Genomic DNA, 26420 nt, shown 5'->3' on the forward strand with positions numbered 1-26420 from the left:
GGGGCCGGTGCCGCGCTCGGGTGAGGGGCCGAGGCGGGGGGTGTGCCGGGGTCTGAGGGCGTGGTGGGCGGTGTCGCCGCGCGTTGTACGGCGGGGGGTGACGTCCGACCGGCGTCTGCGGAGGTCGTTTCCGTGCGGGGGGCCGGTGCCGCGCTCGGGTGAGGGGCCGAGGCGGGGGGTGTGCCGGGGTCTGAGGGCGTGGTGGGCGGTGTCGCCGCGCGTTGTACGGCGGGGGACGACGTCCGACTGCTGTTGCCCGCGGGCGAGTCGGTGACAGGCGCCGGGGCCGACACCGGGGTGGAGCCGGAACTGCGGGCGGCCGACGACCCGGTGGGGGTGTCGGCGGGGGCAGGGCGTCTGCTCACGGGGTGAGGTGTGGCTGCGGCGGGGGTGGGCGGCGGGCTGCTCGGGGGCGACGGTGCCGTCCTCGTCGTCACGGCCCGCTGCACGCCGGGCGCGGCACTCGACGCAGGGGGACCGGCGGAGGCTACGGGCGCGACGGGCACGACCGGCACGCCTCTTGACGCCTGCGGAGTCGGTGAGCCTTCCGGCGCGGCCGGTGAGGCAGTCGCGGGAGGCGAGGCGGTCGTGGTCACCGGGAACGGATGGGCGGGAGCGGTGGGCACGGCGGATGCGGCGGGTGCGGCGGATATGGCGGGTGCGGCGGGTGCGGCGGGTGTGGCGGGCCTGGCACCGGTCACCGGCGAGGGGCCTGCGTCACCCGCGACGACCGGTACCGCACGCTGCACCCGGATCGGGTCCGGAGCAGCCATCGTCGGCCGGGAGTTGTCGGGCACGGCCTGCTCGGGGCGGGGTACCGCCGCCCGCTGCAGTCCGACCGGCTGACCGCCCGAAGCCGGGACCGGGGGCGCGCTCGCGGCCGGGGACGGAGAACCGCCCGCCCTCGCCGCCGGCGGTCCCGCCGGGGCGGGAGCGGGCGACGGGGCCGACGGGGCCGTCGGTCGGGGGCCCGGGGCGGGCTCCTTGGCGGGCGGGGCGCCTCCGCCGTCGGTGTCCGTGCCCCGGCCGGAAGGCTGCGCGGAACCGGTGCCGGCGGACGTCGACGCGGGTGCGGGCGTCGGCCGGGCGGGCAGCGTACGGCGCTGCACCGGCGCCGAAGCGGACCTGGTCAACGGGACGGAGGCCGGTGCCGTCGCCGGTCCCGGGCTCGCCGGGGACACCCGGATGCCGCGCGTCGGGAACGCGGCAGCCGGAGCGGGCGTCGCAGGCGCCGTCGGTCGTGCCGACACCACGGGCACCGTCGGCGCCGCCGAGGCAACCGGAGCCGGAACCGGAGCCGGAGCCGTGGGCGGAACCGGGGCGGGAGTCGGCGGGGGTGCGGGAGCCGTCCGGCCGGGCGGCTGCAGCGGTATACCGGCCGAGGGAGCTGACGGAGCTGACGGAGCTGACGGGGCTGATGGGGACGACGGGGGCGGCGGAGTCGAAGGGACCGCACGCTGGACATGCTGGAGCGGCGTTGCCCGAGGCGGCGCGGCCATCCGCTCGGGTTGTTCGACCGGTGGAGCCGTCCGCAGGCTGCTCATCAGGCCGCCCGGCCCCGCGTCCAGTACCGAGGGGGAGCCGGTGGCGGTGAAGGAGGGGTTCTGCCAGGTGGCCAGTCGGCCGCCGAAGCCGGCGTCGGCGACACCCGAGTCGCCCCCGGCCGCCGTCCGCTGGATGGGCGGCAGCGACGGCCAGGCGGCCGCGACGACGCGCGGAGCCGACGTCGGTGCCGGAGCCGGTGTGGACGCCGGCGCCGCATCCGTCGGACCGCCCACCGCTGCCGATGACGGCGTCGCCGACGGCGTACCCGAACCGTCCTCGCGACCCCCGCGACCCTCGTGACCCGCACGGGCTCCGCGTCCGCCCCGCAGCCGTTCCAGGAACCCCATGCCTCAGCCCTCCGCCCCGCCCCGGGTCACCAGGGAAGCGATCTGGTCGGCGTAACGGCGCCGGTCGTGGTGTTCCAGGTCCAGGATCTCGTCCTGGCCCCAGTGGAAGTGGTAGGCGACGTACGCGATCTCCTCGTGCAGCCGGTCGGTCGCGTACGTCACGATTCCCCCAGGCGGCTCCCGCCGAGTTCCACCTCGAAGGGCTCCGAGCAGTGGGGGCACTGCACCGAGGCGCGGGTGTGCCCCTCGGCGTTGACCTGGCGGTAGAAGTCCTGGAGGAACGCCAGGTCGGAGGCGAACATGCTCTCCACGACGCCGTCGTGGACCAGCGGCAGGCTGCCGAGCCGGGTGATGACCCGGCCCAGCAGCACCACCGAGAGGTACGCCGGGTTCTCCTGGACGCGGATGTCGCGGAGCGGGACGAGTTCGTCCCGTGCCGTCGCCAGCCGCATCACGCCGTCGCGGTGGACCGTGCCCGCCTCGTCGACGTAACCGCGGGGCAGTTCGAAGGGGAACTCCGTCTGCAGCCGGTACGCCGCCGGGGCGGGAGCCGGAGCAGGCGCGGGAGCCGCGGGCCCCGCGAAGGTGGACTCGGGCACGGCGGTCGCGGGCGGGAGCGCCTCCTGCGGCTCCCCGCTCGCCGCCGCCGCCCGGACAGCCGTACGCCGCATTACTCGATGACCAGTTCTTCGAACGTGATCGTCACGGTCTCGGTCAGCGCGGAGGCCTCGCCGGCCTTCACCGAGCTGGTGTCGATCTTGCTGCACCAGGCGTTGCGCATGTTGTACCGCTTGACCGGGTTGTTCTGGTAGTCCATCACCATGATCGTGGCGTTCTTGCGGGCGGTGCCCATCACGCCGTTGATCGACTCGGTGATCCACTGGTTGAACGCCGCGGACTGGGTCATGCCGCGCACGACCGTGCAGGTGCCCGCCTTCTTCACGCCGGGCAGCTTCTTGGTGACCGGCTTGCCCTGCGCGGAGACCTGCTGGTACTCGATGACGTCCTGTTCGAGGCTGAGGCCGCTGACCTCGGCGAGGTACTCGACCATCACGCCGTCGATCTGCAGGCCGAAATTGTGTGAAGTAAGGGCGTCACCCGGCTGGAGACTCATCTGGCTTTCCTTCTAAGTGAGCTGAGGGAGTTGAGGAAGGGGACTACGGAGTTGGAGGCGGCCTGCTCCGGCCTACTCCTCCAACTCCCCGCTTCCGCTGGAGAACTGCGCCAGCCGGAAGATCACGAACTCGGCGGGCTTGACCGGCGCGATGCCGATCTCGCAGATGACCCGGCCGAGGTCGACCGACTCCGGCGGGTTGGACTCCTCGTCACACTTGACGTAGTAAGCCTCTTCGGGGCGTGCGCCGAACAGGGCGCCCGAGCGCCACTCGTTCACGAGGAACGCCGAGACGTTGCGCCGGATCCGGGCCCACAGGGCGTGGTCGTTCGGCTCGAACACCACCCACTGGGTGCCGATCAGGATCGACTCCTCCAGGTAGTTGAAGTACCGGCGGACGTTCAGGTAGCGCCAGGCCGGGTCGGAGGACAGGGTGCGGGCGCCCCAGATGCGGATGCCGCGGCCCGGGAACGCCCGGATGCAGTTCACGCCGATCGGGTTGAGCAGGTCCTGCTCGCCGCGGGTGATCTGGATCTCCAGGTCCACCGCGCCGCGCACGACCTCGTTCGCGGGAGCCTTGTGCACGCCGCGCTCGGAGTCGTTGCGGGCCCACACGCCGGCCACGTGACCGCTCGGCGGGATCAGCCGGGCCTGGCCGGAGGCCGGGTCGAAGGACTTGATCCAGGGGTAGTACAGGGCCGCGTACTTGGAGTCGTAGCCTGCCGTCTCCTGGCGCCAGACCCGGATCTGACGGGCATTCAGGCCGGGCGGCGGGTCGATGATCGCGACGCGGTCGCCCATCAGCTCGCAGTGCGCGATCAGGCCCAGCTGGACGGCCTTGACCTGCTCCAGGTCGATCGCGCCGCGCTGGTAGGCGGCCATGAGGTCGGGCACCGCGACCATGGACACCTCGTCGACGGCCTCCAGGCCGCCGAAGCCGGTGCGGTCGGAGCTGTCGCCCAGGTACTGCGCGGGGCCGACGGAGGCGACGTCGTCGGGGGCGGAGCCGCCCGGGACGGCGGCGGCCGAGGCGGCCGGCGCGGTCAGCGCGACCGTCTGGTTCTCCGGGCGGGCCAGCTGCGCGGCCGGCGCGGCCTCGGCCACGGCGATGAGCTTCGAGCGCTCCTTGACCTGGGTGACGACGTAGGAGCGGTTGCCCTTCTTCGCCGACACGTCGAACGTCTCGACGGCCTTGTCGCCGTCCTTGACGATCAGCTTGAAGCGCTCGGCGGGGCCTTCGCCCTCCGCGTCCGCGACCTCGACGCTCAGCGGGCCGCCGCTCGCGCCGGCCGCGAGGGCCGTCACGGTGAAGGTGCCGAGCTGCTTCGGCTCGCCGGCCGGCAGCGCCGCCTGCGCGGCGGAACCGCCCACCGCCGCCGGGGACTTGGCGTCGCCGTTCGCGCCCGCCGCGGTGCCGCCGACGCGCACCACGTACGCCGCCGAGCCGCCGTTGTTGAAGAAGCCGTAGACGGAGTGCGCCAGGTAGTAGCCGTCGGTGAAGTCACCGAACGCCGCCACGTACTGGGTCCAGTTGGTCACCAGGGTCGGCTCGTTCAGGGGGCCGGTCGGGGCGAGCCCGACGAAGGCCGCCACCGAGGTGCCCACCCCCTCGATCGGGCGGGAGCCGCTGGCCACCTCCTCGACGTATACGCCGGGCGACAGGTAGGACGGCATGCTGTGCTCTCCTCGGGGTACGCGTCAGGACTTTGCCACCCTCACGCGCGAAGCGCGTCCCCCGAAACGGCCTCCGGTGCCGAACCGGGGGCAGCCTCCGTGACCGGAAGGGCAACTTCCGCCGGTCGCGCCCACCCGGCATGTCCCCCGGTCCCTTGCCCGCTCCGGCGTTCTCGACCAGTCTGATGCGCTGACGTGGCTTCTTCACCGTCGAAAGGAATGCTCGTGCGCGCGCAGGGCAAGGGCACCTCAGCGAAGGAAGGGACGCCCGGTCGCCGGCCTGCCGCTCGTCCGACCCGCGCCCCGGGGTGGGCGGCCGGGGTACTCGACCTTCAGCGGCTCGCGGGCAACGCGGCGGTCTCCCGCGCCGTCGAGACCGAGCGCCACCAGCACTCCGCCGGCTGCGGACACGAGCAGCAGCCCGCGGTGCAGCGCAGCTCCCTGGTCCACCAGGTCCTGAACTCGCCCGGCAGTTCGCTGAACGGGGCGCTGGCCGGTGAGATGTCGGCCCGGTTCGGAGGCGTCGACTTCAGTTCCGTACGGGTGCACACCGACACCGTCGCCCAGCGTTCGGCCGCCGAGATCGGCGCGACGGCGTACACCTCGCGCGACCACGTCGTGTGGGACGGCCGCGACAAGCACACCCTCGCCCATGAGCTCACCCATGTCGTCCAGCAGCGCCAGGGCCCGGTCTCCGGCGCCGACAACGGCGGCGGACTGCGGGTCAGCGACCCGGGCGACAGCTACGAGCGCGCCGCCGAGGCCAACGCGCGGCGCGTGATGGCGGGCCCGGCGCCGGTGCAGCGCGCGGTCGAGCAGCACACCGGTCACGCCGAGCACACCGGTCACGCCGGACACGACCACGCCGGTCACGCCGACCACGCGTCTTCGGCGACGGCGCCCGCGGGGGACGTCGGCGCGTTCGTCCAGCGCCGGGCGGAGACACCGGCGCGGATCGGCTTCGAGTTCCAGCAGCTGCGAAGCGAGGTCGAGGTCAAGGGGGGCACGGAGTCGAGCTCGGACGACGGCCTCTTCGCCTCGGACGAGACGAAATCGCAGTCGTCCGAGTCGGAGCCCGACGTGTACGACGCCGAGGCCAAGCACTACGGCAGGGGCCAAGACCAGTGGTACGTCGTCAAGGACGGCAAGAACCTGGAGTTCGTCACCCAGCCCTTCGCGAGCATGGAGAAACTCGTCGAGGTCATGGGCGAGATCAGTCGGGTGGCGAAGTTCCTGGAGGCGGCGACCAAGCACGAGCAGAAGGCTGACTCCGATGCGGCACCGGAGTTCGAGATCGGCGACAAGTACGTGACCGTCTTCGTCCCCGACAGCGCGGGGCAGCCGCAGGTGAACCCCGATGTGCCGCTGGACTCCCTGCCCGCCCTCTACGAGCACGCGGGCGGCGACGATCAGCACTTCCAGGACTTCTACGGCGCCGACCGGGGGACGTTCTGGAAGGCGGAGGACACCAAGCAGGAGATGGAGGACAACGCCAAGGTCGCTGCGAAGGTGCTCTCCGTCGACGCCGGTGTGCTCGCTCGTACCTTCGGCATGGAGGACACGTCTCCCGAGAAGCTCGGCAGCGTCCGCGGCCTGCTCCAGGTGCTGACCGCGGCCGCCGTGCACCAGGCGTGGTACCCCACCGCGCTTCCCAAGGACCAGCCGGTGCTGCTCAAGACCCATATGGGCAGGCTGTGGCAGGAACTGGAAACGAGCGACGTGATCGGCTCCGAGGTGGCCGCGAAGGCCGTGGTGCAGCTGATGTGCCAGGTGAGCGAGGACCTGATCGAGAAGAGGGGCGTCTGCGATGGCATCGTCAACAAGGTGATGCAGGGAGTGGACCCGGTCTGGGCCGGTCCGCTGGACTCCGTCGACATCGGGGCGCCGGCGCAGCAGGGCGGACCCGCGACGGAGGATCGCAAGCAGATCCTGGTCGAGCTGCGGCGGGTGCCGGTCCTCGCCATCGACGAGTGGCCGGCGTTCGCGGCGAAGTCCTTCGCCCACTTCATCCAGGACAGCGCCGACCGCTACCACCAGGACCTGTGACCCGCGGAGCTGCCCGAACGGGCACACCCCCGTGCCCCTGGGCCTCATGACGCTCGAACGGGGCCGGACGTAGCCTCGCTGGGGTGACTTTGTGGACCTCCCTCGAACCTGCCTCCGTCACCGTCGACCCCGGTAGCCGGGCGACCGTACGGCTGCGGGTGCGCAACACCGGTGACGTCGTCGACGAGTACCGCTTCGAGCCGGTGGGGAGTGTGGCGCCCTGGACGACGGTGGAGCCGCCCACCCTGCGGCTCTTCCCCGGTACGACGGGGACGGTCGAGCTGACGTTCGCCCCGCCCCGCACCCCGGACGCGACGGCCGGCCCCAACGCCTACGCGGTGCGCATCACGCCGACCGAGCATCCGGAGGCGGTGACGGTTCCCGAGGGGAACCTGACGATCACGCCGTTCACCGAGGTGCGGGCCGAGTTGGTGCCGCCGACGGTGAAGGGACGGTTCCGGGGCCGCCCCCGTCTCGCCGTCGACAACATCGGCAACACCAAGGTCACCGCCTCGCTCAGCGGCAGTGACAACGGGGACCGGCTTTCGTACGAGCTCCAGCCGGCCAACGTGCAGATCGAGCCCGGCCGGGCGGTGTTCGTGAACACCACCCTGCGCCCGCGCCAGATCATCTGGTTCGGGTCGAAGGAGGAGCAGCCCTACGCGCTGAACGTGCAGCGTTCGGGCGCGGTCCCGCTGTCCGTGGACGGCACGTTCGTGCAGCGCGGCTTCCTTCCCCGCTGGCTGGCGACGGCGCTCAGCCTGACCCTGGCCCTCGCGATCGCGTTCGTGATGATCTGGCTGACCTACAAGCCGCAGGTGCGGTCGCTGGCCCAGCCGAAGGTCGAGGAGGCCGGCGTCAGCACCCTGGCGCCCAGCCCCTCGGCGTCGCCCGACGCCCCGGCCCTGGTGCCCACCCCGACGGCGCCCGTCGTGGTCGAGGCGCCCGCCAGCAGCCAGGCCGCGGCCGACAGCGGCAGCGGCAGTGGCAGCGGGGACGGCGGCGGGAGCGAGTCGAAGGCCCCCGTGAAGCCCAAGCAGGAGACGGCGGCCGACGCCGTGAACAAGCTCGCGGCGCGCAGCGACGGGCGGCACATCTGCTACATGGCGTTCATCGCGGACCAGGGCTGGCAGGACCCGGTCTGCGACGGCGCGATCGCCGGCACGACCGGCAAGAACCTGCCCATCAAGGCCCTCAACATCGCCACGGCGAGGACCGGCGGGGTCACGGGCAACGCCGCCCATGTGGTCGGGGGCTGGCTGACCGGGGACAAGTGGTCGAAGGCCTCGGACGGCGTCAACATGTGGATGGGCTCCAGCAAGGCGGCGGTCTCGGTGATGGAGGGCTTCACGATCAGGACGATCGAGGGCTCCGTCTGCCAGACCGCGCACATCAAGGACCGGGGCTGGCTGGGGAAGAGCTGCACGAAGCCGGGCGACTGGATCTACGGCGGCAGCCCCATGGAGCAGAAGCTCCAACTGGAAGCGGTCCGCTTCACGGTCTGAGATCGCACCTGACTCCCGAGGACCTGGATCTCCGTCCGAAACCGCGTGCCGGGGCACGTCCGTTCGTCCCTTTCGGGCAGCGGTCGTGCCCCGCGGCCTGCTGACTGCCTCGCGGCCCGCGTCGTAACGTCGCCAGGTGACTCTGTGGACTTCTCTGGAACCGGCCGCGGCGACCGTTGATCCCGGCGGCAGCACGACCGTACGGCTGCGGGTGCGCAACACCGGTGACGTCGTCGACGAGTACCGCTTCGAGCCGGTGGGGAGTGTGGCGCCCTGGACGACGGTGGAGCCGCAGACGCTCCGCCTCTACCCGGGGACGACGGGCACGGTCGACCTGACCTTCTCCCCGCCCCGCACCCCGGACGCGACGGCGGGTCCGAATCCCTACGCGGTGCGCATCACGCCGACCGAGTATCCGGACGCGGTGACGGTCCCCGAGGGGAACCTGACGATCACCCCGTTCACCGAGGTGCGGGCCGAGTTGGTGCCGCCGACGGTGAAGGGACGGTTCCGGGGCCGCCCCCGCCTGGCCGTCGACAACCTCGGCAACACGCGCGTGACGGCGTCCGTCGCGGGCGCCGACATGGGCGACCACCTCGGCTACGAGTTCAGCCCGGGCAGCGTCCAGATCGAGCCGGGCCGGGCGGTGTTCGTCGACACGACCCTGCGCCCGCGCCAGATCATCTGGTTCGGCTCGAAGGAACAGCGCCCGTACGCGCTGAACGTGCAGCGCTCGGGCGCGGTCCCGCTCTCGGTGGACGGGACGTTCGTCCAACGCGGCTTCCTCCCCCGCTGGCTGGCGACGGCGCTCAGCCTCATGCTCGCCGTCGCGATCGCGTTCGTGATGATCTGGCTGACGTACAAGCCGCAGGTGCGGTCGCTGGCCCAGCCGAAGACCGAGGAGGCCGGCGCGACGGCACTGCCCAGCCCCTCCGTCTCCGCGCCGTCCGCGCCGCGGGTGGACGCCTCCGCCGATCCCCTGCCACCCCAGCAGACGCCCTCCGCGCCGGCCCAGGACAACGGCGGCAGCGGCTCCGGCTCCGGCTCCGGCTCGGGGTCGGGCGGTGGAAGCGGCAGCGGGAGCGGCAGCGGCAGCGGGAGCGGGGGCGGTTCGAACTCCACGAAGGCGCCGGCCGTCGTGCCCGGAGCGATCATCATCGGCACCGGTTCGAAGCGCTGCATCGACGTCACCGACGCCCAGAACGGCAAGGGCAAGGACGGCACGCCGCTCCAGCTGTGGGACTGCGCCGGGTCGGCGAACCAGAAGTGGATCTTCAAGAGCGACGGCACGGTGCGCTCGCTCGGCCTGTGCATGGACGTCGCCTGGGGCTCACGGGACGACGGCGCGGTCATCCAGCTCGCCAACTGCAGCGGCAACCCCGCCCAGCAGTGGGTCCTGAGTCAGGCCGGCGACCTGGTCAACCCCCAGGCGGACAAGTGCATCGACGCCAAGGACAAGGGCACCGCCAACGGCACCAAACTCCAACTGTGGACCTGCTCGGGCACCTCGAACCAGAAGTGGCGGGCACAGTAGGGACTCCGGTTCCCGCGTTGCGTCGCGCCGAGCGGCTCGTCGCCGTGTGGAACGGGGAGCCTCCGAGCGGCAGGGACGGTGGTACGGCGGACGCGGTGTCGGAGGCGCGGGCGGCGGGGCTGCCTGTTGACGTCGTCTGGCCGGTGGGGGCCGAGCGGCGGGGTTGACGCCTGTCTCCTGTCTCCGGGGCGTCGTCGCACCGTGAGCGGGTATCAAGGGGGCAGCGATTCGCTCCGTGGGCGCGGGCGATCGCCAGGGGGTGGGTTGTGAGCAGTCGTCGCCGGTTCCGTCTGCCTTTACCGCGTTCATCGCTGCCCGGGCGTTCCGCCGGGCGGTGGACGGTGGTCGCGCTGGGGGTGGCCGTGCTGGTGGTGGCGCTTGTCGGCGCCGCCGATCCGTATCGGCAGATCCGGGAGTTCCGCGGGGCCGTGGCGTGCGAGCGGGACGCCGGGGACTGCCTCGACAGCGAGGCGGGTTCCGTCGTCGGGCGGCGCACCTACACCACGACCACGACGCGCACCGACGCGAACGGTGTGACGTACACGGACACGACCACCCACTACGAGGTCACCTGGCAGCGGGCCGACGGCTCCCGGCAGGCCCGTGACGTGTCGTCGGGTTTCCATGACAAGGCCGAGAAGGGCAAGCCGGTCACGCTGCGGCTCTGGCACGGGGAAGTCGTCGGCGTGGAGGTGACGGGTGGCGCGCAGTGGTTCATGCCGAAGTCCGGCGGCACGCTCAACATCTGGCTGTACGGGGCCCACTTCGGCCTGGGACTGCTGCTGTGGGGGCTGCTGCTCGGCTGGTGGGACGGCTTCTTCGCGCTCGGCTTCCGCATGTTCGCCTGGATGTTCATGAGTCTGCTGCCGGTGGCCATCGCGACGCATGCCCTGGCCTACGGCCTGGACACCGGGATCGGGCTCGTCGTCGAGGTCGTCCTTGCCCTCGTGTTCGCGGGGGCCGCCGGCTTCCTGCTGATCGGCTCGCTCGACCACTGGTGAGCCGGATGGGCGGGAACTACCAGTTCGCCTCGCCCGGGACCAGGCGGCCCGCCTTGCGGTATTCGCGGCGGGCGCCTTCCAGGAGGTCGGCGTCGGCGACCTGTTCGCCCCGGCCGGCGGCCAGGTAGGCGGCCGTCACGACCGCGCTGCGGATCGAGCCGCCGGCCAGTTCGAAGTCCTTGGCCAGGGGCGTGGGGTCGATGCCGTCGACGCACGGGACGTGGGCCAGGCCGTGCCGCCAGAGGGCGACCCGTTGGCCGGGGTCGGGGAACGGGAAGTCGACGACCAGGTCGAGGCGGCGGGTGAACGCCTCGTCGATGTTGGCGCGCAGGTTGGTGGTGAGCAGCGCGATGCCGTCGAAGGACTCCAGGCGCTGGAGCAGGTAGGCGCTCTCCATGTTGGCGTACTTGTCGTGCGCGTCCTTGACCTCGGACCGTTTGCCGAAGACGGCGTCGGCCTCGTCGAAGAGCAGCACGGCGTCGGTGCGGTCGGCCTCGGTGAAGATGCGTTCCAGGTTCTTCTCGGTCTCGCCGACGTACTTGTCGACGACCGAGGAGAGCTGGACGACGTAGAGGTCCAGGCCCAGTTCGGCGGCCACGACCTCGGCCGACAGGGTCTTTCCGGTGCCGGACTCGCCGGCGAACAGGGCGAGCACCCCTCTGCCCCGGCCGCCGCCCGCGCTGAGGCGCCACTCGCCCAGCACGCGGTCGCGGTGCCGGGCGCGCAGGGCGAGTTCGTGCAGTTGGGTCAGCGGGCGGTCGGGCAGGACCAGGTCCGTCCAGCCGACGTCGGGACGGATCCGTCGCGCGTGCCGTTCCAGGCCGGACGCCGACTGCTGGCGGGCGGCCAGGCGGACGTGGTCGGCGGTGAGCGGCACGCCCTCGAAGGCGGCGAGCGCGGAGGCGGCGTGCGCGGCCCGGGCGATCCGCTCGCCGCCCAGGCGGTACGGGGCGACGGTGGTGGCGAGGTCGAATCCCGGCTCCGCCCCGCCGAGCGCCACCGCCCAGGCCGCCGTCCCGCCCGTCCTGCGGCGCGGTGCGTCCAGGACCAGCGGGTCGTGGGTGGACCAGTGCGGGTCGTAGGGGCGCGGGTCCGTGAGGAGGACGGTGACGTCCGGGGCGTCGGCCAACGCGCCGATCAGATCGCCCGGTTTGTCCGGCAGGCCGGACAGGACCACGGCCCGGTCGGTGAGCCGGGCCTCGCGCAGGAGGTCGGCGACGCGGTCGTCGGGGCCGGCGAAGCGCAGGGCGTCGAGGCCGGCGGCGCCGAGGGCCGAGGCGATCGCGGCCAGGCCGTCGCCCTCCCGGTGCTCGCGCAGATAGACGGTGCGCGGGCCGCCGTCCCGCAGCCGGTGCGCCAGCCGGTGGACGAAGTCCTCGTCGTCGGCGGGCAGCGGCGGGGGGAGTTCGTGGAGGAAGCCGTGCAGGGCCGCGTCCGGGGTGTCGTCGCCGAGGAGGTGGGCGAGCAGCCGGTCCGGGACGCGCAACGGGCGGGAGAGGAACGGGCGTTCGGGATCCTCCACGTCGAGCAGGCCGTACGCGCGCAGGGGCGCCGCGGAGTGGAAGCGGGCCCGGGCCGCGGCCAGGTGCGCGGGCGCTCCGCACAGGTCGAGGGCGAGCCCCACCGTGGCCCGCCGTCTGCTCACGTCGTCGTTGAGGTAGCCGTACAGCGGCTCGAAGGAGCGGTCGAGGTCGGGTGCGAGGGACACGAGGAGGATCGCGGCGTCGAGCCCGGTGAGACGCAGCCGCGCTGCCAGCGCGAGGAGGGCGTCGGGCGGATCGAGGGAGGGGGTGAGGTCGCCGGCGGGGGGCCGTGGGCCGGCGGACAGCAGGTGGCGCACCGCGTCCTCGGAGAGGTACAGGCCGCGGAGCGGGTCGGTGGCCGTGGGGTCGGTGGCGGCGCGGTGGTCGACCAGGGCGGCGACCCGCTCGCGCAGCGCGGCGAGGCGCGGGAGCAGCCCCGTCGGCTCGGCGACGACCGCGGACTCCCCGGTGCGGGTGTCGGTCACGGCTTGCTCGGCGGCCGGGCCGCGGCCTCACGGGCGGCGCGGGCCGCGGCCACCTGGTGGGGGCGGTGGGCGCGCTCGCCGGACTCCGGCGGGTCGCCGTCCATGCCGCGCAGCCGGACCGCCGCGCCCTCGGTGACCGGTGGCCCGGCGTCGTACTCCGGGTAGGCCGGGAAGGGGGCCGTCACGACCAGGTCCAGGGAGGGCTTGAGCTCGCCGCCCAGGGCGGACCAGATCTCGGCGAGGGAACGGGACTCGGTCTGGATGCCGGCCACGGTCAACGGCACGGCGAGGCCCAACGCGCCCAGGGAGCCGGGGAGTTCGTCGGCCGCCAGCATCTCGCGGGGCAGCAGCGTCGCCAACACGGCCGACAGCAGCCGGTGTTCGTCCTGCGGGGTCCGCGTCCAGGCGGTCACCAGGTACGACAGCCGGAACCAGCGCGGGGGTTGACGGCGTTTGACGACGATGTCGCGGTCGTCGCGTACCGCCATCTGGCCGCGCTGCCGACGGGACACGTCCTCGCGGATGTCGTACAAGTAGGTGTTGATCACAGGGGCGTTGCGCCGGGCGGCCCAGTCACGGGTGGGGGCCTCGAAGGAGACGTCGATGCCGGAGCCGGCGAGCGCGCCGCCTTCGAGCAGGCTTTTGAGGACCTCGTCCACCTCGTGGATCACCGTCGTGCTCCTCAATTGCCTTGCGATTGCCCAGCGGTCGCGTTGTCGGCGACGGCAGGTGCTTCGCCGACGACAGCGGTCGCCTGCCCATCCTGCCCGTCGCGGGCCGGTTTCCGCACGCGCGGCGGGTCCTGCCGACGGGCAGCGCGTCCTGCCCGCGTGTCCTCATTCGATTGCCCGTTCGGTCAGATGTAGCCTTCCCGGAGGGCATATGCCACCGCGTGCGCCCGGTTGCGCAGATGCAACCGCGTCGTGAGTCCGTGCATGACGTTCTTTACGGTCCGTTCGGAGTAGGACAGCTTGCTGGCGATCTCTCCGGTGTCCAGGCCCTCGGCCACCAGCCGCAGCACGTCCACCTCCCTCGGTGTGAGGCCCAGGGAGGGGACGCCGGGCCTGCCCGCCGTACCGCGATGCAGTGTGCCCACCTGGCTGATCAGCCGGCCGAGCAGGTCGGAGGGCAGGTCGCCATCACCGCGGTGGGCGGCGAGCACCGCCTGCACCAGCCGGTGCGCGGTCGCCTCGCGACGCCAGACGATGGCCCCGACCCCGCACTCGATGACGTCCAGCAGCTCGGTCTCGCGGATCGTGCCCACGACGAGCACCGCCCGCGCCCCCTCGCTGCGCACGATCCGCCGCAGCCGGGCCAGCGCCGCTTCGTCGAGGGTGTCCTCGATCAGCAGCGCCACCGTGCCGGCGGCCGCCGAGAGCTCCTCGCGGACCTCGATCTCCGGACGCCCGCGCAACTGGCTGACCGCGCCCTCGCGGGAGATCGGGTCCGGCGCCTGGACGGCCACGGGAACCCGCCGCCGGGTCCCGGGCGAGCTGCCCGCGGCAGAACCGCCCGCGACGGCCGCGCCGACAACCGTGACAGCCGTGCCGGTGGTGACGGCGGTGACGCCTGCCGTGCCTGCGGCGGCGGTCTCTGATGTCCGAGGTGTGCTGAGCAACCGTTTCCCCTATGTTCACGGGCCCGCCGTCCGGCGGGGAGCCGTGACGGATGGTTACCGTCCACACTTCTGCGACTCCTGGGACTCGCGCAATCGTGGAGCACCACGAGGCGGACCACGAGAGCAAGCCGTCCGGCACCACGGTTCGCGCACATTTCTGCAAGTCAGAGGCATGAAGATCGCCACGGACCGCGCATTCGTGAGCCTCGCCACAACGGCTGCGCGGACCCGTGCCGAATCGCACGGCCTCTACCTGTACATGCCCGACCAGATGTCCGCCGTACCCGACCGCGAATGCAGGAGACTGGGATGACCGGACCGTTGTTGCGGCAACGCGAGGAAGCAAGCGCGCTGCTCGCCGCGGAGGCCGAGCGGGCCCGGGCCGGCGCCGGTCGACTCGTGCTGCTGCGCGGGGCCACGGGCACCGGCCGGTCCGCCGTCCTGGAGGCCGCCGCCGCGCACGCGACCCACCTCGGTCTGCGTGTGCTGCGCGCCCGCTGCTCCCCCGAGGACACCGCGCTGCCGTTCTCCGCCGTCCTCCATCTCCTCGGTCCCGTACCGGAGTTCGCCGACTTCTCCCCGGGCGGCGAGGACCGCGGCAGTGCGGCCCGGCTGTGGCGACTGCTGCGTTCGTACGCGGACGAAGCACCGCTCATGGTCGCCGTCGACGACGTCCACCTCGCCGACGAGGCCTCGCGCCGCTGGTTCGTGGAGGCGGCCCGCCGGATCGACCGATTACCGGTACTGCTGGTGGCCACCGAGCGGAGTCAGTACGACATCGACCCGCGTCCCGCCGGTCTCACCCATGCCCTCTCCCCGTCCCTGCTGCGTACCCACACCCTCGCCCCCCTCACCGACGACGCCTCGGCCGCACTGGTCCGGGCCGCCCTCCCGGCGGTCTCCGACCGGGCCACCGCGGACTGCGCGCGCGCGAGCGCCGGCAGCCCGCTGCTCCTGCACGCCCTCCTCGACGACCTCGACGGCGCCCCGCGGCCGACGGTCGTCCCGAGGACGTGCGCCGCGCTGTACCCGGGCTCCTACCCGGCGGCCGTCTCCTGGTGGCTGGACAGCGCGGGCGCGGCGACCGCGGAGGTGGCCCGCACGCTCGCCGCCCTGGAAACCCCCTTGGAAACCCCCCTGGAAACCGCGGACGCCACCCAGCCGACCGACCCCACCGACCCCACTGACCCCACTGACCCCACCGACTCCACCGTCAGCCACGGCGCGCCCGGCACCTCCGGCACCTCCGGCACCTCCGGCACCCCTGACCTCACCGGCGCCCCTGCCACCCCGGACACCGCCGAAGGTCTCGCCGCTCTCGTCGCCGAGGCATCCGGCGCCGACCCCGCCCGCGTCTCCGGCTGGTTCACCGCGATGACGCGGCTCGGCGTGCTGCACCCCGACCCCGCAGGCCGCCCCCGCTACGCGCATCCGCTCCTGCGCGATGCCGTCCTCGGCGGATGGTCCACCGCCCGCCGGCAGGACGCGCACCGGGCGGTGGCCCAGGCGATGCTGCGCCGGGGCGACCATGTCGACGCGGTGGCCCGGCAGTTGCTGGGCAGCGCGCCCGCCGGCCTGCCCTGGGCGCTGCGCGTGCTGCGCGACGCCGGCACCGTCGCCGTCCGGGACGGCCGTCAGGGCGACGCCGTCCGCTATCTGCGCCGGGCCCTCCAGGAACCGCTGCCCGACGATCTGCGCCAGCGCCTTCTCACCGAGCTCGGCTCCCTGGAGTACGCCTCCACCGACGCCCCGGCCGGCATCCCGCGGCTGGCCGAGGCGCTCGACCTGCCGGCCGAACCCCGCGACCAGGTCCGCACGGCCATCGCCCTGGGCACCGCGCTCGCGGGCCGCGGGGAGGTCCGGACGGCGGTGGAGGCGCTGCGCCGGCTGGAGGCGCGGCTGGTCGGCCACCCCGACCTGGCCCGCACCCTGCAGACCGCGTCCGCGCTCCTCTCCGACCAGGACCAGGCCGTCCGCCGGGAGGCCTACCGCTGGCTCGCCGACACCGCCGAACGCACCCCGGAGCTGGTCGGCGCGTCCGGCCAGGCGCTCCTGGTCCGCTACGCGGCGACCGCGGGGGACATCGCGGCGCGGGAGGCGATGCGCCGGATGCGCACCCTGCTGACCGAGCCCGCCGACTCCCTCGCCGAGCCGTTCCTGCTGGGCACGGCCGCGGCGGTGGCCCAGTGGGCCGATGAACTCGACGAGGCCGAACGCCTGGTGGAGCGCGGCCTGGCCGGGCAGCACCCGTCCCTCCTGCACCCGATGGAACAGGCGCTGACGGACACCGAGTGGGACATCGCGGCGGCGCGCGGCGCGTACGGGACGCTGCTCGCCGCCCACCCCGGGGCCCGCGCCCGGCACACCGGCTGCGGCCCGGCCAACGTCGACGCGCACGCCCTGCTCGCCCTGGTCGAGACGGGCCGCACAGCGGAGGCGCGACGCCTCGCCGACACCTTCGACCTGCGCGCCGCCCCCGACTCCTGGGAACTCAACCGCTTCCTCTACGCGCGGGGCGTGCTGCGGTTCACCGAGGGGGACGTCGCCGGCGCACTCCACGACTTCCTGGAGTGCGGCCGGCGGCAGTCCGCCCGAGCCGTCCTCAGCCCGGTCGTCACCCCGTGGCGGACGGCGGCCGCGGAGTGCCGGCTGGCGCTGGGCAACCCGCAGGAGGCGCTGGCCCTGGCGACGGAGGAACTCCGGCTGGCCCAGGTGTGGGACACCCCGCGCACCAAGGGACGGGCCCTGCGCGTCCTGGGCCGCGCGACCCGCGGGCGGCGCGGGCTGGAGCTGGGGGAGGAGGCGGTGGCCGTCCTGCGGGACTCCCCGGCCGAGGCGGAACTCGTGGCCTCGCTCCTCGCCCACGGCTGTCAGTTGACCGACGCGGGCGAACGCAGCCGGGGGCGCGAGCATCTGCGCGAGGCCGCCGAACGCGCCGAACGCCTGGGCAGCGTCCGGCTGTTGACCCACGCCGAGCAGGTCCTGCGCACGGCCGGCGCCCGCCGGACCACCCCCGCCCACACCGGCTCCGGGTCCCTCACCGGCAGCGAACGCCGGATAGCGGAACTCGCGGCGGAGGGCCGTACCAACACGGAGATAGCCGAACTCCTGCACGTGGCCCGCCGCACCGTGGAGACCCACCTGACCAGCACCTACCGCAAGCTGGGAATCCGACGACGGGCGGAACTGCCGGGGGCGCTGGGCAAGGACTGAACCCGCTCGTGAGCCCGTCGGCCGCCCGTCGGGTCAGGACCGCTCGAACCACCACGTCAGCCGGTCACCCGACACGCGCACCACCGTCACCGGGATGTCCACCCGCGTGCCGTCGGTCCGTTTCCCCGTGCGGGCGATGCGGGCGATGCGGGCGATGCGGGCGATGCGGGCGCCTGCGACGGCCTTCAGGCCGGTGGGGCAGGTGACGTCGACGTCCGTGCCGACCCACGGGAGCGGGTCACCGCCCTGGGCGGCGGACTGCACACCGGGCCGGTGGCGGCCATGGACGGCAGGTCCGCGCGCTGGTCCCGGCCCGGTGAGCACCTGCGCGGAGTGCGGGCAGGGGCAGGTGTGACAGGCCTGTGACCGGAGGTGTGGCTTCCGTCACAGCCGAATGATCACGGTCCTGGTGCAGTGACCGGATGCGTCCCGCAATCGGCACCGCGCTCACCGCCCTGCGCGGCTACCTGCCGCCGTTCCTGGTGCACCTCCTGATCGGCCTGCCGACGGCCGTCGTCGGGCTGTGCGCGCGCTGGTACGTCGAACACGGGCACTGCCAGTACGAGGACATCGGCGTCCGAGGCATGGACAACTGCACCTACGACCAGATCGAGGACAGCGGCATGGTCCTGATCATGCTCGTCTTCTTCGGCGTGCTCGTGGCCCTGCTGCTCGTCCTCTTCGACGTCCTGCGCCCCCTGCGCACGGGCCGCTCGCTCCGGCCCCGGCTGCTGACCCTCCCCCTGATCCTGCTGCCGTACGCCGTCTACGCCGCGAACGGCGGGTGAGGCAGGGCGATGGACGTGTTCGCCGACTTCGGCACGATGGCCCTGACGATCGTCCTCGCGCCGTTCGTCGTCGCCCTGGACCTGTGGGCGCGGGCCCGCGGGCTGTCCCCGGGCCGGCGCTGGACGATCCTCGGCTCGGCGATCGCGCTGGCCGGATACGGCGCGGCGACCGTCTACGGCCTCGCTTTCCTCCATCCCATGGACGTCTGCGCCTCCCCGACCGGCGACGGCGTCTACATGGACATGATGCGCGACTACCGCCTCGACCGCGTCACCGTGGACGCGTTCCCGCCCCGGGTGACCTGCGTCTGGGGCCGTGTCATGCCGGACGGCGATCCCCGCGAGCTGCTCGCCTCGGAGTGGGGGCGGTGGCTCATGTACGCGGGTCTCGCGCTGGCGGTGACCGGCGTCGGCCGGGATCGCGTCGGCCGGGATCGTCTCGGCCGGGACGGGGGCCGGGTCGACGCCGGCGAGCAGCGGGGCCGTCGACGAGAAGTACACATGCGCCGTCCCGACGGACATGACGGCACCCTTCGTGCGGGACCGCCGGCACCGTAGCGGCTACTTGCCTGAGTCAAGCCAGGTTCCTGCGCCTGCCCGTTGCCCCGTTGTCGTCGTGGGCCAAGCACGGCGTGACCCGCTTCGCCCGCCGGGAGGCGGTACGGCTGGGGCCGGTCGACGGCCGGGTCCGCTCGCTCGCGCCGGGCGTCATCGGCACCCCGCAGGGCCGACAGGAGGCAGCTGAGCACGAGTCGATGCGGAAGCTCGTCGAGGCGACCCCCCTCGGCCGCACCGGTCGTTCGGAGGAGGTCGCCGAGGTCGCCGGACGGTGACACAGATCACGTCCGCGACCGATCACTTCTCTCCCCGCCGCCGGTCCGACAGCGAAAGGAAGCCGAAGGCAGCCGGAGACGAAGGAGAACGACCGAGATGACCGCACCGAAGCCGGCATTGAAGCCCGCACCGAAGACCGCACCCGTGAAGGGCCCTGCCAGTTACTTCCCGTCGATCGAGAAGAAGTACGGCCGCCCGATCGACGAGTGGAAGACGCTGATCCGCGCCTCGCCCCTGACCCGGCACAGGGAACTCGTCTCCTGGCTGAAGACCGAGCACGGCCTGGGCCACGGCCACGCCAACGCGCTGGTGGCCCACACGCTGGCGGAGGCCGCCGGCGCGTGAGTCGGCCTCAGCGGCCGCCGGTCGTGCCGTTGCCCTTGGCGGGGGTCCGGCGACGGCCCTGCGCGGAGGTGGCGGCGGCGGGACGGCCGCGTCGGGCGCGGGGGGCGGAGCCGTTGCGCTCGCCGCCGCCCCGTCCTGAGCCACCGCGTGCCGGACGGCTCTCGGCGGGGGCCGGCGGCGCGAGGACGACGGGCACTCCCGACGGGGCCTGCGCACCGGTGATCCGGCTCAGCTCGGCGCCGCCCGAGCGGACCCGGGTGGTCTGCGGGGTGATGCCGGCGTCGGCCATCAGACGCGTCATGTCCCGGCGCTGGTTGGGCAGGACGAGGGTGACGACCGTGCCGGACTCGCCGGCGCGTGCCGTGCGGCCGCCCCGGTGCAGGTAGTCCTTGTGGTCGGCGGGCGGGTCGACGTTGACGACGAGGTCGAGGTTGTCGACGTGGATGCCGCGGGCCGCGACGTTGGTCGCCACCAGCACCGTGACATGGCCGTCCTTGAACTGGGCCAGGGTCCGGGTGCGCTGGTTCTGCGACTTGCCGCCGTGCAGGGACGCGGCGCGCACCCCGACGGCCAGCAGCTTCTTCGCCAGCCGGTCCGCCGCGTGCTTGGTGTCCAGGAACATGATCACGCGGCCGTCGCGGGCGGCGATCTCCGTGGTCGTGGCGTGCTTGTCCTCGTCCTCCACATGCAGCACGTGGTGCTCCATCGTGGTGACCGCGCCCGCGGACGGGTCGACCGAGTGGACGACGGGGTCGTGCAGGTAGTTGCGCACCAGCCGGTCGACGTTACGGTCCAGGGTCGCCGAGAACAGCATGCGCTGGCCGTCGGGACGCACCTGGTCCAGCAGTTGCGTCACCTGCGGCATGAAGCCCATGTCGGCCATCTGGTCGGCCTCGTCGAGGACGGTGATCTCGACCCGGTCGAGACGGCAGTCGCCGCGGTCGATGAGGTCCTTGAGGCGGCCGGGCGTGGCCACGACGACCTCGGCGCCGCCGCGCAGGGCGCTCGCCTGCCGGCCGATCGACAGTCCGCCGACGACCGTGGCGATCCGCAGCCGCAGCGCGCGGGCGTAAGGAGTGAGGGCGTCGTTGACCTGCTGGGCCAGTTCCCGGGTGGGGACGAGGACCAGGGCCAGCGGCTGCCGGGGTTCGGCGCGCTGTCCTGCCGTACGGGCCAGCATGGCGAGGCCGAAGGCGAGGGTCTTGCCGGAGCCGGTGCGGCCACGGCCCAGGACGTCCCGGCCGGCGAGCGAGTTCGGCAGCGTCGCGGCCTGGATGGGAAAGGGGGTGGTGACGCCTTCGGCGCTGAGGGCGGCCAGCAGCGGCTTGGGCATGTCGAGTTCGGTGAACGCCTCGACGGCCGGCAGCCCCGGGGTGAGGGTGACGGGCAGCGCGAATTCACCGCCGGACGCGGCGGGACGACTCCCGCGTCCGCTCCGCCCTGGCTTGGCCGAACGGGCGGGGGCGCCCTGGCGCCTGTCCGAACGGGAGCGGACGGAGCTGTTGCGGTTCATTCGGAACCTTCCTCGAAAGGGCAAAAAGCCATGAGCCGGGGCCCGTACTCAGGAGTACGGGCCCCGGCCACGGGATCCGCGTGAAAAGCGCGCGGATCTCAGCGTCTCGTGGACGTCAGGCGGTTCAGGCGGGAACGATGTTCTCGGCCTGCGGGCCCTTCTGGCCCTGCGTGACGTCGAAGGTCACCTTCTGGCCTTCCTGAAGCTCGCGGAAGCCCTGGGTGGCGATGTTGGAGTAGTGGGCGAACACGTCCGGGCCGCCACCCTCCTGCTCGATGAACCCGAAGCCCTTTTCCGCGTTGAACCACTTCACGGTGCCAGATGCCATATTGAATCTCCCTTGGGGCAGTGCCCGGTGTCCGCACCTTGCGGACCCGGCGTCGCAGGATCAGAAAGCCCCGGAAACAAAAAGAGTGCTCGTCGACGGATGGTCGAAGAGCACTCACAAGCCTCTGGTAACCGAAACTGCCACTTTTATCACGGTAGCACAGGAACGCAGGAGGGGCCCGTGGAGCAGGGAGCCAACCCTGCGGGCGACCGTGCGGGAAGCCGGGCGGCGGCTTCGCGGCGGGATGCCCTGATGATGATCCAATGATGATTTATCACGTCGTACCGCTCGCGGAATGGGAAGACCGGCCCTACGCGCCCGCCTCTCTCGCACAGGAGGGGTTCGTCCACTGTTCACCCGACGAGGTGACCACGCTCGCCGTCGTCAACGCCTTCTACCGGAGCGCCGCGCGGCCGCTGCTGGCGCTGGTCCTCGACGCGGAGCGGCTCGGCGCGCGGTGCGAGTGGGAGGCGGCCGCCCCCGCCCCGCCGCCCGGGGTCGCCGAGGGCACCCTGTTCCCGCATGTCTTCGGACCGCTCGACCGCGATGCCGTGGTCCGCGTCCTGGAGGTCCGCTGGGACGCGGAGGGCCGGGCCGTCGGCCTGACGGAGTCCGGCTGACAGTCACTCAGCAGCCGAAGGGCGCGCCGCACGTGCGGCGCGCCCTTCGGCTTGATGCGAGCTCGGACTCCTCAGAGGTCGAACTCGTGCGGGGGCAGTTCGAGGGTGAAGCAGGCTTCCCGGACCACGGCCTGCTCGGTCTTGTCGAAGTCGCCGTCGGCGCCGCCTATGACGATGCCGATCTGGATGACGGCCCGCGCCTCGGCGGGCTTCTTCTTCGCCTTGGCGATCTCCTGCAACACGCTGACCTTGCCGAAGGCGAAGTCGGTGGTCAGCTTGTTCAGGTTGTCGTCGAAGCGCCGCTGAAGGTCCGTGGCGTCGAAGTTGCGCAGCACGTCGTTGGTGGCGATCAGCTGGGCCACCCGCTGCCGTTCGGCCGGGTCTATGGTGCCGTCCGCCGCGGAGACCAGGGCGCACATCGCCATGCTCGCGTCGCGGAAGGCACCGCTCTTCAGGTCGTTCTTCTTCGCCTCGAGCTGGGTCTGCATCGTCGACGCGGACTCTTTGATGCGGTCCCACAGGGCCATGAGAACTCCAGAGGTCGGTACGGATCAATCGTTCAAACTATCGATCGTCCGGATTGGTTCCCGCCGCTTCCGCTTCCCGTGACCGGAGGTCAGCTGAGGCAGATCAGACCCAGCAGACAGACCGCCGACGGCGAGGTCGCCGCGGGCGCGGGCGTGGACGTAGTCGTGGACGTGGACGTCGAACTCGACGAGTCGGCGGCGCTGTCGCTCGCGGCGGGCGTGGACGCCTGCTGCCCGGACGACGTGCCGGACGTGTCGGTGGGAGTGGTGACGGACCCCTGGTACGAGGAGGTGTCGGTGCCCTGCTGTGCGGTGGCCGGCGACGTGGTCGTACGGGGCGCGGAGGGAGCGGCGGCGGCGTCCGGGTGGGTGTTCGACGAGGTCGAGGGGGTGTACCGCTCGCCCCCGAGTTCGGTCGCCGGGGACTGCGGCTGTGTCGGTGCGGTGGGGGAGGTCGAGGGCCGGTGCGCGTCGGACCGGTCGACCGTCGGGCGGGTGTGCTCCGAGGTCGGCACCTCGCCGCCGTACGTGGTGGGGTTCTCGGGTGCGGTGGCCGCCTGGGCGCGGTCGCCGCCCTGCCGGTCCAGCGCGGCGACGGTCAGACCGCCGCCGACGAGGGCGACGGCCGTCGCGACCACGGCCCGACGCTGGTTCTTCTTCCAGCGTGCCAACTGCCGCCGCCGCGCGGCCCGCCCCGGCGGCGCGGACGCCACGGGCGGCACATACGGCTCGGCCGGCTCGGGCGGCCGGGGCGGCTCGGTCTGCGCAACGGCCGCCACGGGGGCGTACGACGTCGGCTGCGCGGGCCGGAGGGTGACCGGGGCGATGTCCGGGGCGTAGGCGCCGCACCCGGGGCACACCAGGGCGCCGTTGAGATGCCGACGACACGAGGAGCAGTAGTCCATCTGCGGCACGCTAACGAGTCGTTCGAACGACTGTGTGCAGCCTGTGTGATGCTCCTGCGCGGATCCGTCGCGGATCCGTGGCGGATCCCTCGTGGACCCCTCGCGGATCCCTTGAGGGGCGTGGGCGGATGCCGTCGCCGCACGGCTGTGCGTCCATCCATATGAATATGAATCAAGTAAATGACTATTGACGCGCTCAGGACAGTACCTCTAGCTTCCGCTAGAAAGCGCTTTCCGCACCTCTGGCAGACGACCCGCACCGTCCTGGAGATGGAGAGATCAACGATGCCAACGATGTTTCTGAGACCTGTCATCGCATGCGCCGGCCTGGTGGCAGGCGCGCTCGTCGCGCTGTCCGGCACCACGGCGCAGGCCGCCACCGTCCGCTACGAGGCGGAGACGTCCCCGGCGGTCTGCGTCGGCGCCATCGACTCGAACTGGACCGGCTACTCCGGCACCGGATTCTGCAACGGCACCAACTCGACCGGCGGATACGCCCAGTTCACGGTGACCGCGGCGACGGCCGGCACGGCGACGCTGAACGTCCGCTTCGCCAACGGCGCCACGACCGCCCGCCCGGCCTCGCTCGTCGTCAACGGCACGACGGTGCAGACGCCGTCCTTCGAGGCCACCGGCGCCTGGTCGACCTGGGTCACCAAGACGCTCACCGTGACGCTGAACGCGGGCAGCAACACCATCCGCCTCGCCCCGACCACGGCGGACGGCCTGCCCAACGTCGACTACGTGGACGCGACGACGACCGACGGCGGCACCACACCCCCCACGACCGGCGCGATCTACGTCTCGCCGAGCGGCACGGACGGCGCGGCGGGCACCCAGTCCGCCCCGACGACCCTCGCGTCGGCGATCGGCAGGGTGACGGCCGGCGGCACGATCTACCTGCGCGGCGGGACGTACGCGCAGTCGTCGACGGTCACCGTGCCGGCGACCAGCAGCGGCACGGCGAGCGCGCGGACCACCCTGTCCGCCTACCCGGGTGAGACGCCGGTCCTCAACTTCTCGGCGCAGAGCGAGAGTTCGTCGAACCGCGGGCTCCAGCTGTTCGGCTCGTACTGGCGTGTGTACGGCGTCGTCGTGGAACGGGCCGGTGACAACGGGATCTACGTCGGCGGCAGCCACAACGTCATCGAGCGCACCGTGACCCGCTACAACCACGACACGGGGCTGCAACTGGGCCGGATCTCCTCCAGCACCCCCGCCGCGCAGTGGCCGTCCGACAACCTCGTCGTCTCGGCCGAGTCGCACGACAACGCCGACTCCGACGGCGAGGACGCGGACGGCTTCGCCGCGAAGCTCACCACCGGTACGGGCAACGTCTTCCGCTACTCCGTCGCGCACAACAACATCGACGACGGCTGGGACCTCTACACGAAGACGGACACGGGCGCGATCGGCCCGGTGACGATCGAGGACTCCCTCTCCTACGACAACGGCACCCTCAGCGACGGCACCGTGAACACCAACGGCGACCGCAACGGCTACAAGCTCGGCGGGGACGACATCGCCGTCGACCACGTCGTGCGGCGCAGCATCGCGTACCACAACGGCAAGCACGGCTTCACGTACAACAGCAACCCGGGCTCGATGGCGGTGTCGAACAACCTGAGCGTCGACAACATCACCCGCAACTACTCGTGGGACGCGGGGACTTCGGTCTTCCGCACCAACACGTCGTGCCGTTTCTCGGTGACCGGCTCCAACGACAAGACGATCGGCGACGCCGACGCCACGAACCAGTTCTGGACGGGCGCCAACGGTTCGCGCTGCGCCTCGTACTCGGGCGCCCTGGCCTGGTCCTTCGCCTCGGACGGGAAGCTGGTGGTGACGTTGGGAGGCAGGGTGGTGACGCTGTAGCCGATGGGAGGTCGGACGCGACGGGGAGGAGAAGGCCCGGGTCTCGGCGTGCCGGATCGTCCGTCCGCACCCGGGAGCACCTGGCCGCCGTCGCCGCCGAACCCGACGGCCGCCCATGCAGAAAGCTCGGCCGGCAGACCCCGGCCGAGCGCCTGCGCGAACTGCTCGTGGCCTGAGTCCCGCTGTGCGACGACCGCGTGGAATCAGCTGACCGGCCAGGTGCGCTTGGCCGCCCAGCTGCCGAAGCGCTGCCAGCCGACCTCCGGAAAGTCACGCCGCAGCGCGTCCACGTCCACATCGAGGCCGACCTCGGTGAAGTAGCGGAACATCGCGGCGAGATCGGCCGAGAACGCCTCGACGTGGGCGATCGGCAGCCGCTCGAAGACGATCGGCCGGCCGCACGCGCCGGTCAGGGCCTCCGCAATCTCCGGGCAGGTCAGCTCGTCGGAGGCGATGTCGATGCGTCGGCCCGCGAATTCCTGCGGCCGCGCGAGAACATGTGCTGCGAAGGCGCCGATGTCCCGCGCGGGAATCAGCGTCAGCGGCCGGTCGGCCGGCATCGGCAGCATGAACCGGCCTTCGCGCAGGCCCTCGAGCGACCACTCGACCGTGTAGTTGTCCATGAACGCGGCCGGACCGAGGATCGTCCACGGCACACCCAGCCCTCGCAGGTGCCGCTCGATGCGGTACTTGCTGTCGAAGTGCGGGATGCCCGTGCCGCGGTCGGCGTGCGCGGCCGAGGCGAACACGATGTGCCCGACACCGCGGGCGGCCTCCAGCAGGTCGATGCCCTGCCGGACCTCGGTCTCCGGGTCGGAGCCGAACGGCGTGGACATCGCGAACAATCCGTCGGTGCCCTTCAGGGCGGCCTCCAGCGACTTGTCGTCGTCGAAGTCGGCCGCGTGCACCTCGGCGCCGAGGACCCTCAGCGCGTGGGCGGCGGCCGAGTCGGGTGTGCGGGTCAGGGCGCGGACCTGGAAGCCCTGATCGAGCAGTGAGCGGGCGGCAGCGCCGCCTTGGGCGCCGGTCGCTCCGGCGACGGCGACCACGGGCCGGTAGGATTCCTTCGTCATGCGGTTA

27 protein-coding genes are annotated in these 26420 nt (G+C 72.6%); 14 read left to right on the forward strand and 13 right to left on the reverse strand.

The features are described 5' to 3' along the window. The first annotated feature begins 180 nt into the window (after positions 1 to 180). The 3 genes from AB0J04_RS19085 (at position 181) to AB0J04_RS19095 (ending at position 1845) form a co-directional block, all read left to right on the forward strand. Positions 181 to 372: a hypothetical protein gene (locus AB0J04_RS19085; protein WP_363169644.1), complete on the forward strand. Its 192-nt coding sequence runs from the start codon at positions 181 to 183 to the stop codon at positions 370 to 372. A 3-nt stretch (positions 373 to 375) separates the two neighbouring features. Beyond that, a complete protein-coding gene (locus AB0J04_RS19090) occupies positions 376 to 846 on the forward strand; it encodes a hypothetical protein (RefSeq protein ID WP_363169645.1) in 471 nt (156 codons plus the stop codon). 738 nt (positions 847 to 1584) lie between these two features. Then, positions 1585 to 1845, forward strand: coding sequence for a hypothetical protein (locus AB0J04_RS19095; protein ID WP_363169646.1), 261 nt, complete (start codon positions 1585 to 1587; stop codon positions 1843 to 1845). 50 nt (positions 1846 to 1895) lie between these two features. Here AB0J04_RS19095 and AB0J04_RS19100 read toward each other — a convergent pair whose 3' ends face one another. The 4 genes from AB0J04_RS19100 to AB0J04_RS19115 form a co-directional block, all read right to left on the reverse strand. Further along, on the reverse strand, positions 1896 to 2054 hold the full coding sequence (locus AB0J04_RS19100) for a DUF6760 family protein (protein WP_020132885.1): 159 nt from the start codon (positions 2052 to 2054) through the stop codon (positions 1896 to 1898). Then, entirely contained in the window at positions 2051 to 2563 is a 513-nt protein-coding gene (locus tag AB0J04_RS19105) for a hypothetical protein (protein ID WP_363169647.1), read from the reverse strand. Before AB0J04_RS19105 ends, AB0J04_RS19100 begins: the two co-directional genes overlap by 4 nt. Further along, positions 2563 to 3006, reverse strand: a complete 444-nt coding sequence (locus AB0J04_RS19110) for a phage tail protein (protein ID WP_020132887.1) — start codon at positions 3004 to 3006, stop codon at positions 2563 to 2565. Before AB0J04_RS19110 ends, AB0J04_RS19105 begins: the two co-directional genes overlap by 1 nt. A 72-nt stretch (positions 3007 to 3078) precedes the next feature. Continuing rightward, positions 3079 to 4680, reverse strand: a complete 1602-nt coding sequence (locus tag AB0J04_RS19115; RefSeq protein ID WP_363169648.1) for a phage tail sheath subtilisin-like domain-containing protein — start codon at positions 4678 to 4680, stop codon at positions 3079 to 3081. A gap of 225 nt (positions 4681 to 4905) precedes the next feature. Between AB0J04_RS19115 and AB0J04_RS19120 the strand changes: the two genes are divergently transcribed. From AB0J04_RS19120 to AB0J04_RS19135, 4 genes are all read left to right on the forward strand, one after another. Continuing rightward, positions 4906 to 6726 (forward strand): DUF4157 domain-containing protein, encoded by a 1821-nt coding sequence (locus AB0J04_RS19120; protein WP_363169649.1) that lies wholly within the window; start codon positions 4906 to 4908, stop codon positions 6724 to 6726. Positions 6727 to 6809: 83 nt separating this feature from the next. Next, positions 6810 to 8231, forward strand: coding sequence for a hydrolase (locus AB0J04_RS19125; protein WP_363169650.1), 1422 nt, complete (start codon positions 6810 to 6812; stop codon positions 8229 to 8231). 136 nt (positions 8232 to 8367) lie between these two features. After that, the gene (locus tag AB0J04_RS19130; RefSeq protein ID WP_363169651.1) at positions 8368 to 9765 is read left to right on the forward strand and encodes a ricin-type beta-trefoil lectin domain protein; all 1398 of its coding nucleotides are present in this window, start codon (positions 8368 to 8370) and stop codon (positions 9763 to 9765) included. Between the two features lie 341 nt (positions 9766 to 10106). Then, positions 10107 to 10766: a hypothetical protein gene (locus tag AB0J04_RS19135; RefSeq protein ID WP_363169652.1), complete on the forward strand. Its 660-nt coding sequence runs from the start codon at positions 10107 to 10109 to the stop codon at positions 10764 to 10766. Positions 10767 to 10782: 16 nt separating this feature from the next. On the opposite strand, the gene AB0J04_RS19140 is transcribed toward AB0J04_RS19135, so the two are convergent. The 3 genes from AB0J04_RS19140 to AB0J04_RS19150 form a co-directional block, all read right to left on the reverse strand. Beyond that, on the reverse strand, positions 10783 to 12774 hold the full coding sequence (locus AB0J04_RS19140) for an ATP-binding protein (protein WP_363169653.1): 1992 nt from the start codon (positions 12772 to 12774) through the stop codon (positions 10783 to 10785). Further along, positions 12771 to 13445: a DUF4255 domain-containing protein gene (locus AB0J04_RS19145; protein WP_363169654.1), complete on the reverse strand. Its 675-nt coding sequence runs from the start codon at positions 13443 to 13445 to the stop codon at positions 12771 to 12773. Before AB0J04_RS19145 ends, AB0J04_RS19140 begins: the two co-directional genes overlap by 4 nt. Before the next feature lie 185 nt (positions 13446 to 13630). Further along, complete coding sequence (locus tag AB0J04_RS19150; protein WP_363169655.1) at positions 13631 to 14392, reverse strand: response regulator transcription factor; 762 nt, start codon at positions 14390 to 14392, stop codon at positions 13631 to 13633. A gap of 309 nt (positions 14393 to 14701) precedes the next feature. On the opposite strand from AB0J04_RS19150, the gene AB0J04_RS19155 reads away from it, so the two are divergent. Beyond that, the gene (locus AB0J04_RS19155; RefSeq protein WP_363169656.1) at positions 14702 to 17605 is read left to right on the forward strand and encodes an AAA family ATPase; all 2904 of its coding nucleotides are present in this window, start codon (positions 14702 to 14704) and stop codon (positions 17603 to 17605) included. 33 nt (positions 17606 to 17638) lie between these two features. Here AB0J04_RS19155 and AB0J04_RS19160 read toward each other — a convergent pair whose 3' ends face one another. Next, positions 17639 to 17869: a hypothetical protein gene (locus AB0J04_RS19160; protein ID WP_363169657.1), complete on the reverse strand. Its 231-nt coding sequence runs from the start codon at positions 17867 to 17869 to the stop codon at positions 17639 to 17641. A 158-nt stretch (positions 17870 to 18027) separates the two neighbouring features. On the opposite strand from AB0J04_RS19160, the gene AB0J04_RS19165 reads away from it, so the two are divergent. The 4 genes from AB0J04_RS19165 to AB0J04_RS19180 all read left to right on the forward strand — a co-directional run bounded on the left by AB0J04_RS19165 (position 18028) and on the right by AB0J04_RS19180 (position 19572). Beyond that, the gene (locus AB0J04_RS19165) at positions 18028 to 18393 is read left to right on the forward strand and encodes a hypothetical protein (RefSeq protein ID WP_363169658.1); all 366 of its coding nucleotides are present in this window, start codon (positions 18028 to 18030) and stop codon (positions 18391 to 18393) included. A gap of 9 nt (positions 18394 to 18402) precedes the next feature. After that, positions 18403 to 18951 carry a hypothetical protein gene (locus AB0J04_RS19170; RefSeq protein WP_363169659.1) on the forward strand — a complete coding sequence of 183 codons (549 nt, stop codon included), beginning with the start codon at positions 18403 to 18405 and terminating at the stop codon, positions 18949 to 18951. A gap of 50 nt (positions 18952 to 19001) precedes the next feature. Then, entirely contained in the window at positions 19002 to 19226 is a 225-nt protein-coding gene (locus AB0J04_RS19175) for an SDR family oxidoreductase (RefSeq protein ID WP_363169660.1), read from the forward strand. 97 nt (positions 19227 to 19323) lie between these two features. Continuing rightward, positions 19324 to 19572, forward strand: a complete 249-nt coding sequence (locus AB0J04_RS19180; protein WP_363169661.1) for a DUF4287 domain-containing protein — start codon at positions 19324 to 19326, stop codon at positions 19570 to 19572. A 7-nt stretch (positions 19573 to 19579) separates the two neighbouring features. Here AB0J04_RS19180 and AB0J04_RS19185 read toward each other — a convergent pair whose 3' ends face one another. Then, positions 19580 to 21085 (reverse strand): DEAD/DEAH box helicase, encoded by a 1506-nt coding sequence (locus tag AB0J04_RS19185; protein WP_363169662.1) that lies wholly within the window; start codon positions 21083 to 21085, stop codon positions 19580 to 19582. Positions 21086 to 21209: 124 nt separating this feature from the next. Next, the gene (locus AB0J04_RS19190; RefSeq protein ID WP_031482971.1) at positions 21210 to 21413 is read right to left on the reverse strand and encodes a cold-shock protein; all 204 of its coding nucleotides are present in this window, start codon (positions 21411 to 21413) and stop codon (positions 21210 to 21212) included. Positions 21414 to 21679: 266 nt separating this feature from the next. Between AB0J04_RS19190 and AB0J04_RS19195 the strand changes: the two genes are divergently transcribed. Next, positions 21680 to 22033 (forward strand): DUF952 domain-containing protein, encoded by a 354-nt coding sequence (locus AB0J04_RS19195; protein ID WP_363169691.1) that lies wholly within the window; start codon positions 21680 to 21682, stop codon positions 22031 to 22033. Between the two features lie 71 nt (positions 22034 to 22104). On the opposite strand, the gene AB0J04_RS19200 is transcribed toward AB0J04_RS19195, so the two are convergent. Both AB0J04_RS19200 and AB0J04_RS19205 read right to left on the reverse strand, forming a co-directional pair. After that, positions 22105 to 22560 carry a TerB family tellurite resistance protein gene (locus AB0J04_RS19200; RefSeq protein ID WP_363169663.1) on the reverse strand — a complete coding sequence of 152 codons (456 nt, stop codon included), beginning with the start codon at positions 22558 to 22560 and terminating at the stop codon, positions 22105 to 22107. Positions 22561 to 22649: 89 nt separating this feature from the next. Next, entirely contained in the window at positions 22650 to 23465 is an 816-nt protein-coding gene (locus tag AB0J04_RS19205) for a hypothetical protein (RefSeq protein WP_363169664.1), read from the reverse strand. A gap of 294 nt (positions 23466 to 23759) precedes the next feature. Between AB0J04_RS19205 and AB0J04_RS19210 the strand changes: the two genes are divergently transcribed. Further along, positions 23760 to 25340, forward strand: a complete 1581-nt coding sequence (locus AB0J04_RS19210; RefSeq protein WP_363169665.1) for a CBM35 domain-containing protein — start codon at positions 23760 to 23762, stop codon at positions 25338 to 25340. A 203-nt stretch (positions 25341 to 25543) separates the two neighbouring features. Here AB0J04_RS19210 and AB0J04_RS19215 read toward each other — a convergent pair whose 3' ends face one another. Then, positions 25544 to 26413: an NmrA/HSCARG family protein gene (locus tag AB0J04_RS19215; protein ID WP_363169666.1), complete on the reverse strand. Its 870-nt coding sequence runs from the start codon at positions 26411 to 26413 to the stop codon at positions 25544 to 25546. Positions 26414 to 26420 lie beyond the last annotated feature (7 nt).

The sequence above is a fragment of the Streptomyces sp. NPDC050263 genome (genome assembly GCF_040655955.1).
In the GTDB taxonomy this organism is placed as follows: domain Bacteria; phylum Actinomycetota; class Actinomycetes; order Streptomycetales; family Streptomycetaceae; genus Streptomyces.

Excerpts from the sequence above, each read along its gene's own strand:
- AB0J04_RS19105 (WP_363169647.1), bottom strand. The coding sequence starts at position 2,563 with ATGCGGCGTACGGCTGTCCGGGCGGCGGCGGCGAGCGGGGAGCCGCAG.
- AB0J04_RS19110 (WP_020132887.1), bottom strand. The coding sequence starts at position 3,006 with ATGAGTCTCCAGCCGGGTGACGCCCTTACTTCACACAATTTCGGCCTG.
- AB0J04_RS19115 (WP_363169648.1), bottom strand. The coding sequence starts at position 4,680 with ATGCCGTCCTACCTGTCGCCCGGCGTATACGTCGAGGAGGTGGCCAGC.
- AB0J04_RS19155 (WP_363169656.1), top strand. The coding sequence starts at position 14,702 with ATGACCGGACCGTTGTTGCGGCAACGCGAGGAAGCAAGCGCGCTGCTC.
- AB0J04_RS19165 (WP_363169658.1), top strand. The coding sequence starts at position 18,028 with ATGCGTCCCGCAATCGGCACCGCGCTCACCGCCCTGCGCGGCTACCTG.
- AB0J04_RS19170 (WP_363169659.1), top strand. The coding sequence starts at position 18,403 with ATGGACGTGTTCGCCGACTTCGGCACGATGGCCCTGACGATCGTCCTC.
- AB0J04_RS19180 (WP_363169661.1), top strand. The coding sequence starts at position 19,324 with ATGACCGCACCGAAGCCGGCATTGAAGCCCGCACCGAAGACCGCACCC.
- AB0J04_RS19185 (WP_363169662.1), bottom strand. The coding sequence starts at position 21,085 with ATGAACCGCAACAGCTCCGTCCGCTCCCGTTCGGACAGGCGCCAGGGC.
- AB0J04_RS19190 (WP_031482971.1), bottom strand. The coding sequence starts at position 21,413 with ATGGCATCTGGCACCGTGAAGTGGTTCAACGCGGAAAAGGGCTTCGGG.
- AB0J04_RS19195 (WP_363169691.1), top strand. The coding sequence starts at position 21,680 with ATGATTTATCACGTCGTACCGCTCGCGGAATGGGAAGACCGGCCCTAC.
- AB0J04_RS19200 (WP_363169663.1), bottom strand. The coding sequence starts at position 22,560 with ATGGCCCTGTGGGACCGCATCAAAGAGTCCGCGTCGACGATGCAGACC.
- AB0J04_RS19205 (WP_363169664.1), bottom strand. The coding sequence starts at position 23,465 with ATGGACTACTGCTCCTCGTGTCGTCGGCATCTCAACGGCGCCCTGGTG.
- AB0J04_RS19210 (WP_363169665.1), top strand. The coding sequence starts at position 23,760 with ATGTTTCTGAGACCTGTCATCGCATGCGCCGGCCTGGTGGCAGGCGCG.
- AB0J04_RS19215 (WP_363169666.1), bottom strand. The coding sequence starts at position 26,413 with ATGACGAAGGAATCCTACCGGCCCGTGGTCGCCGTCGCCGGAGCGACC.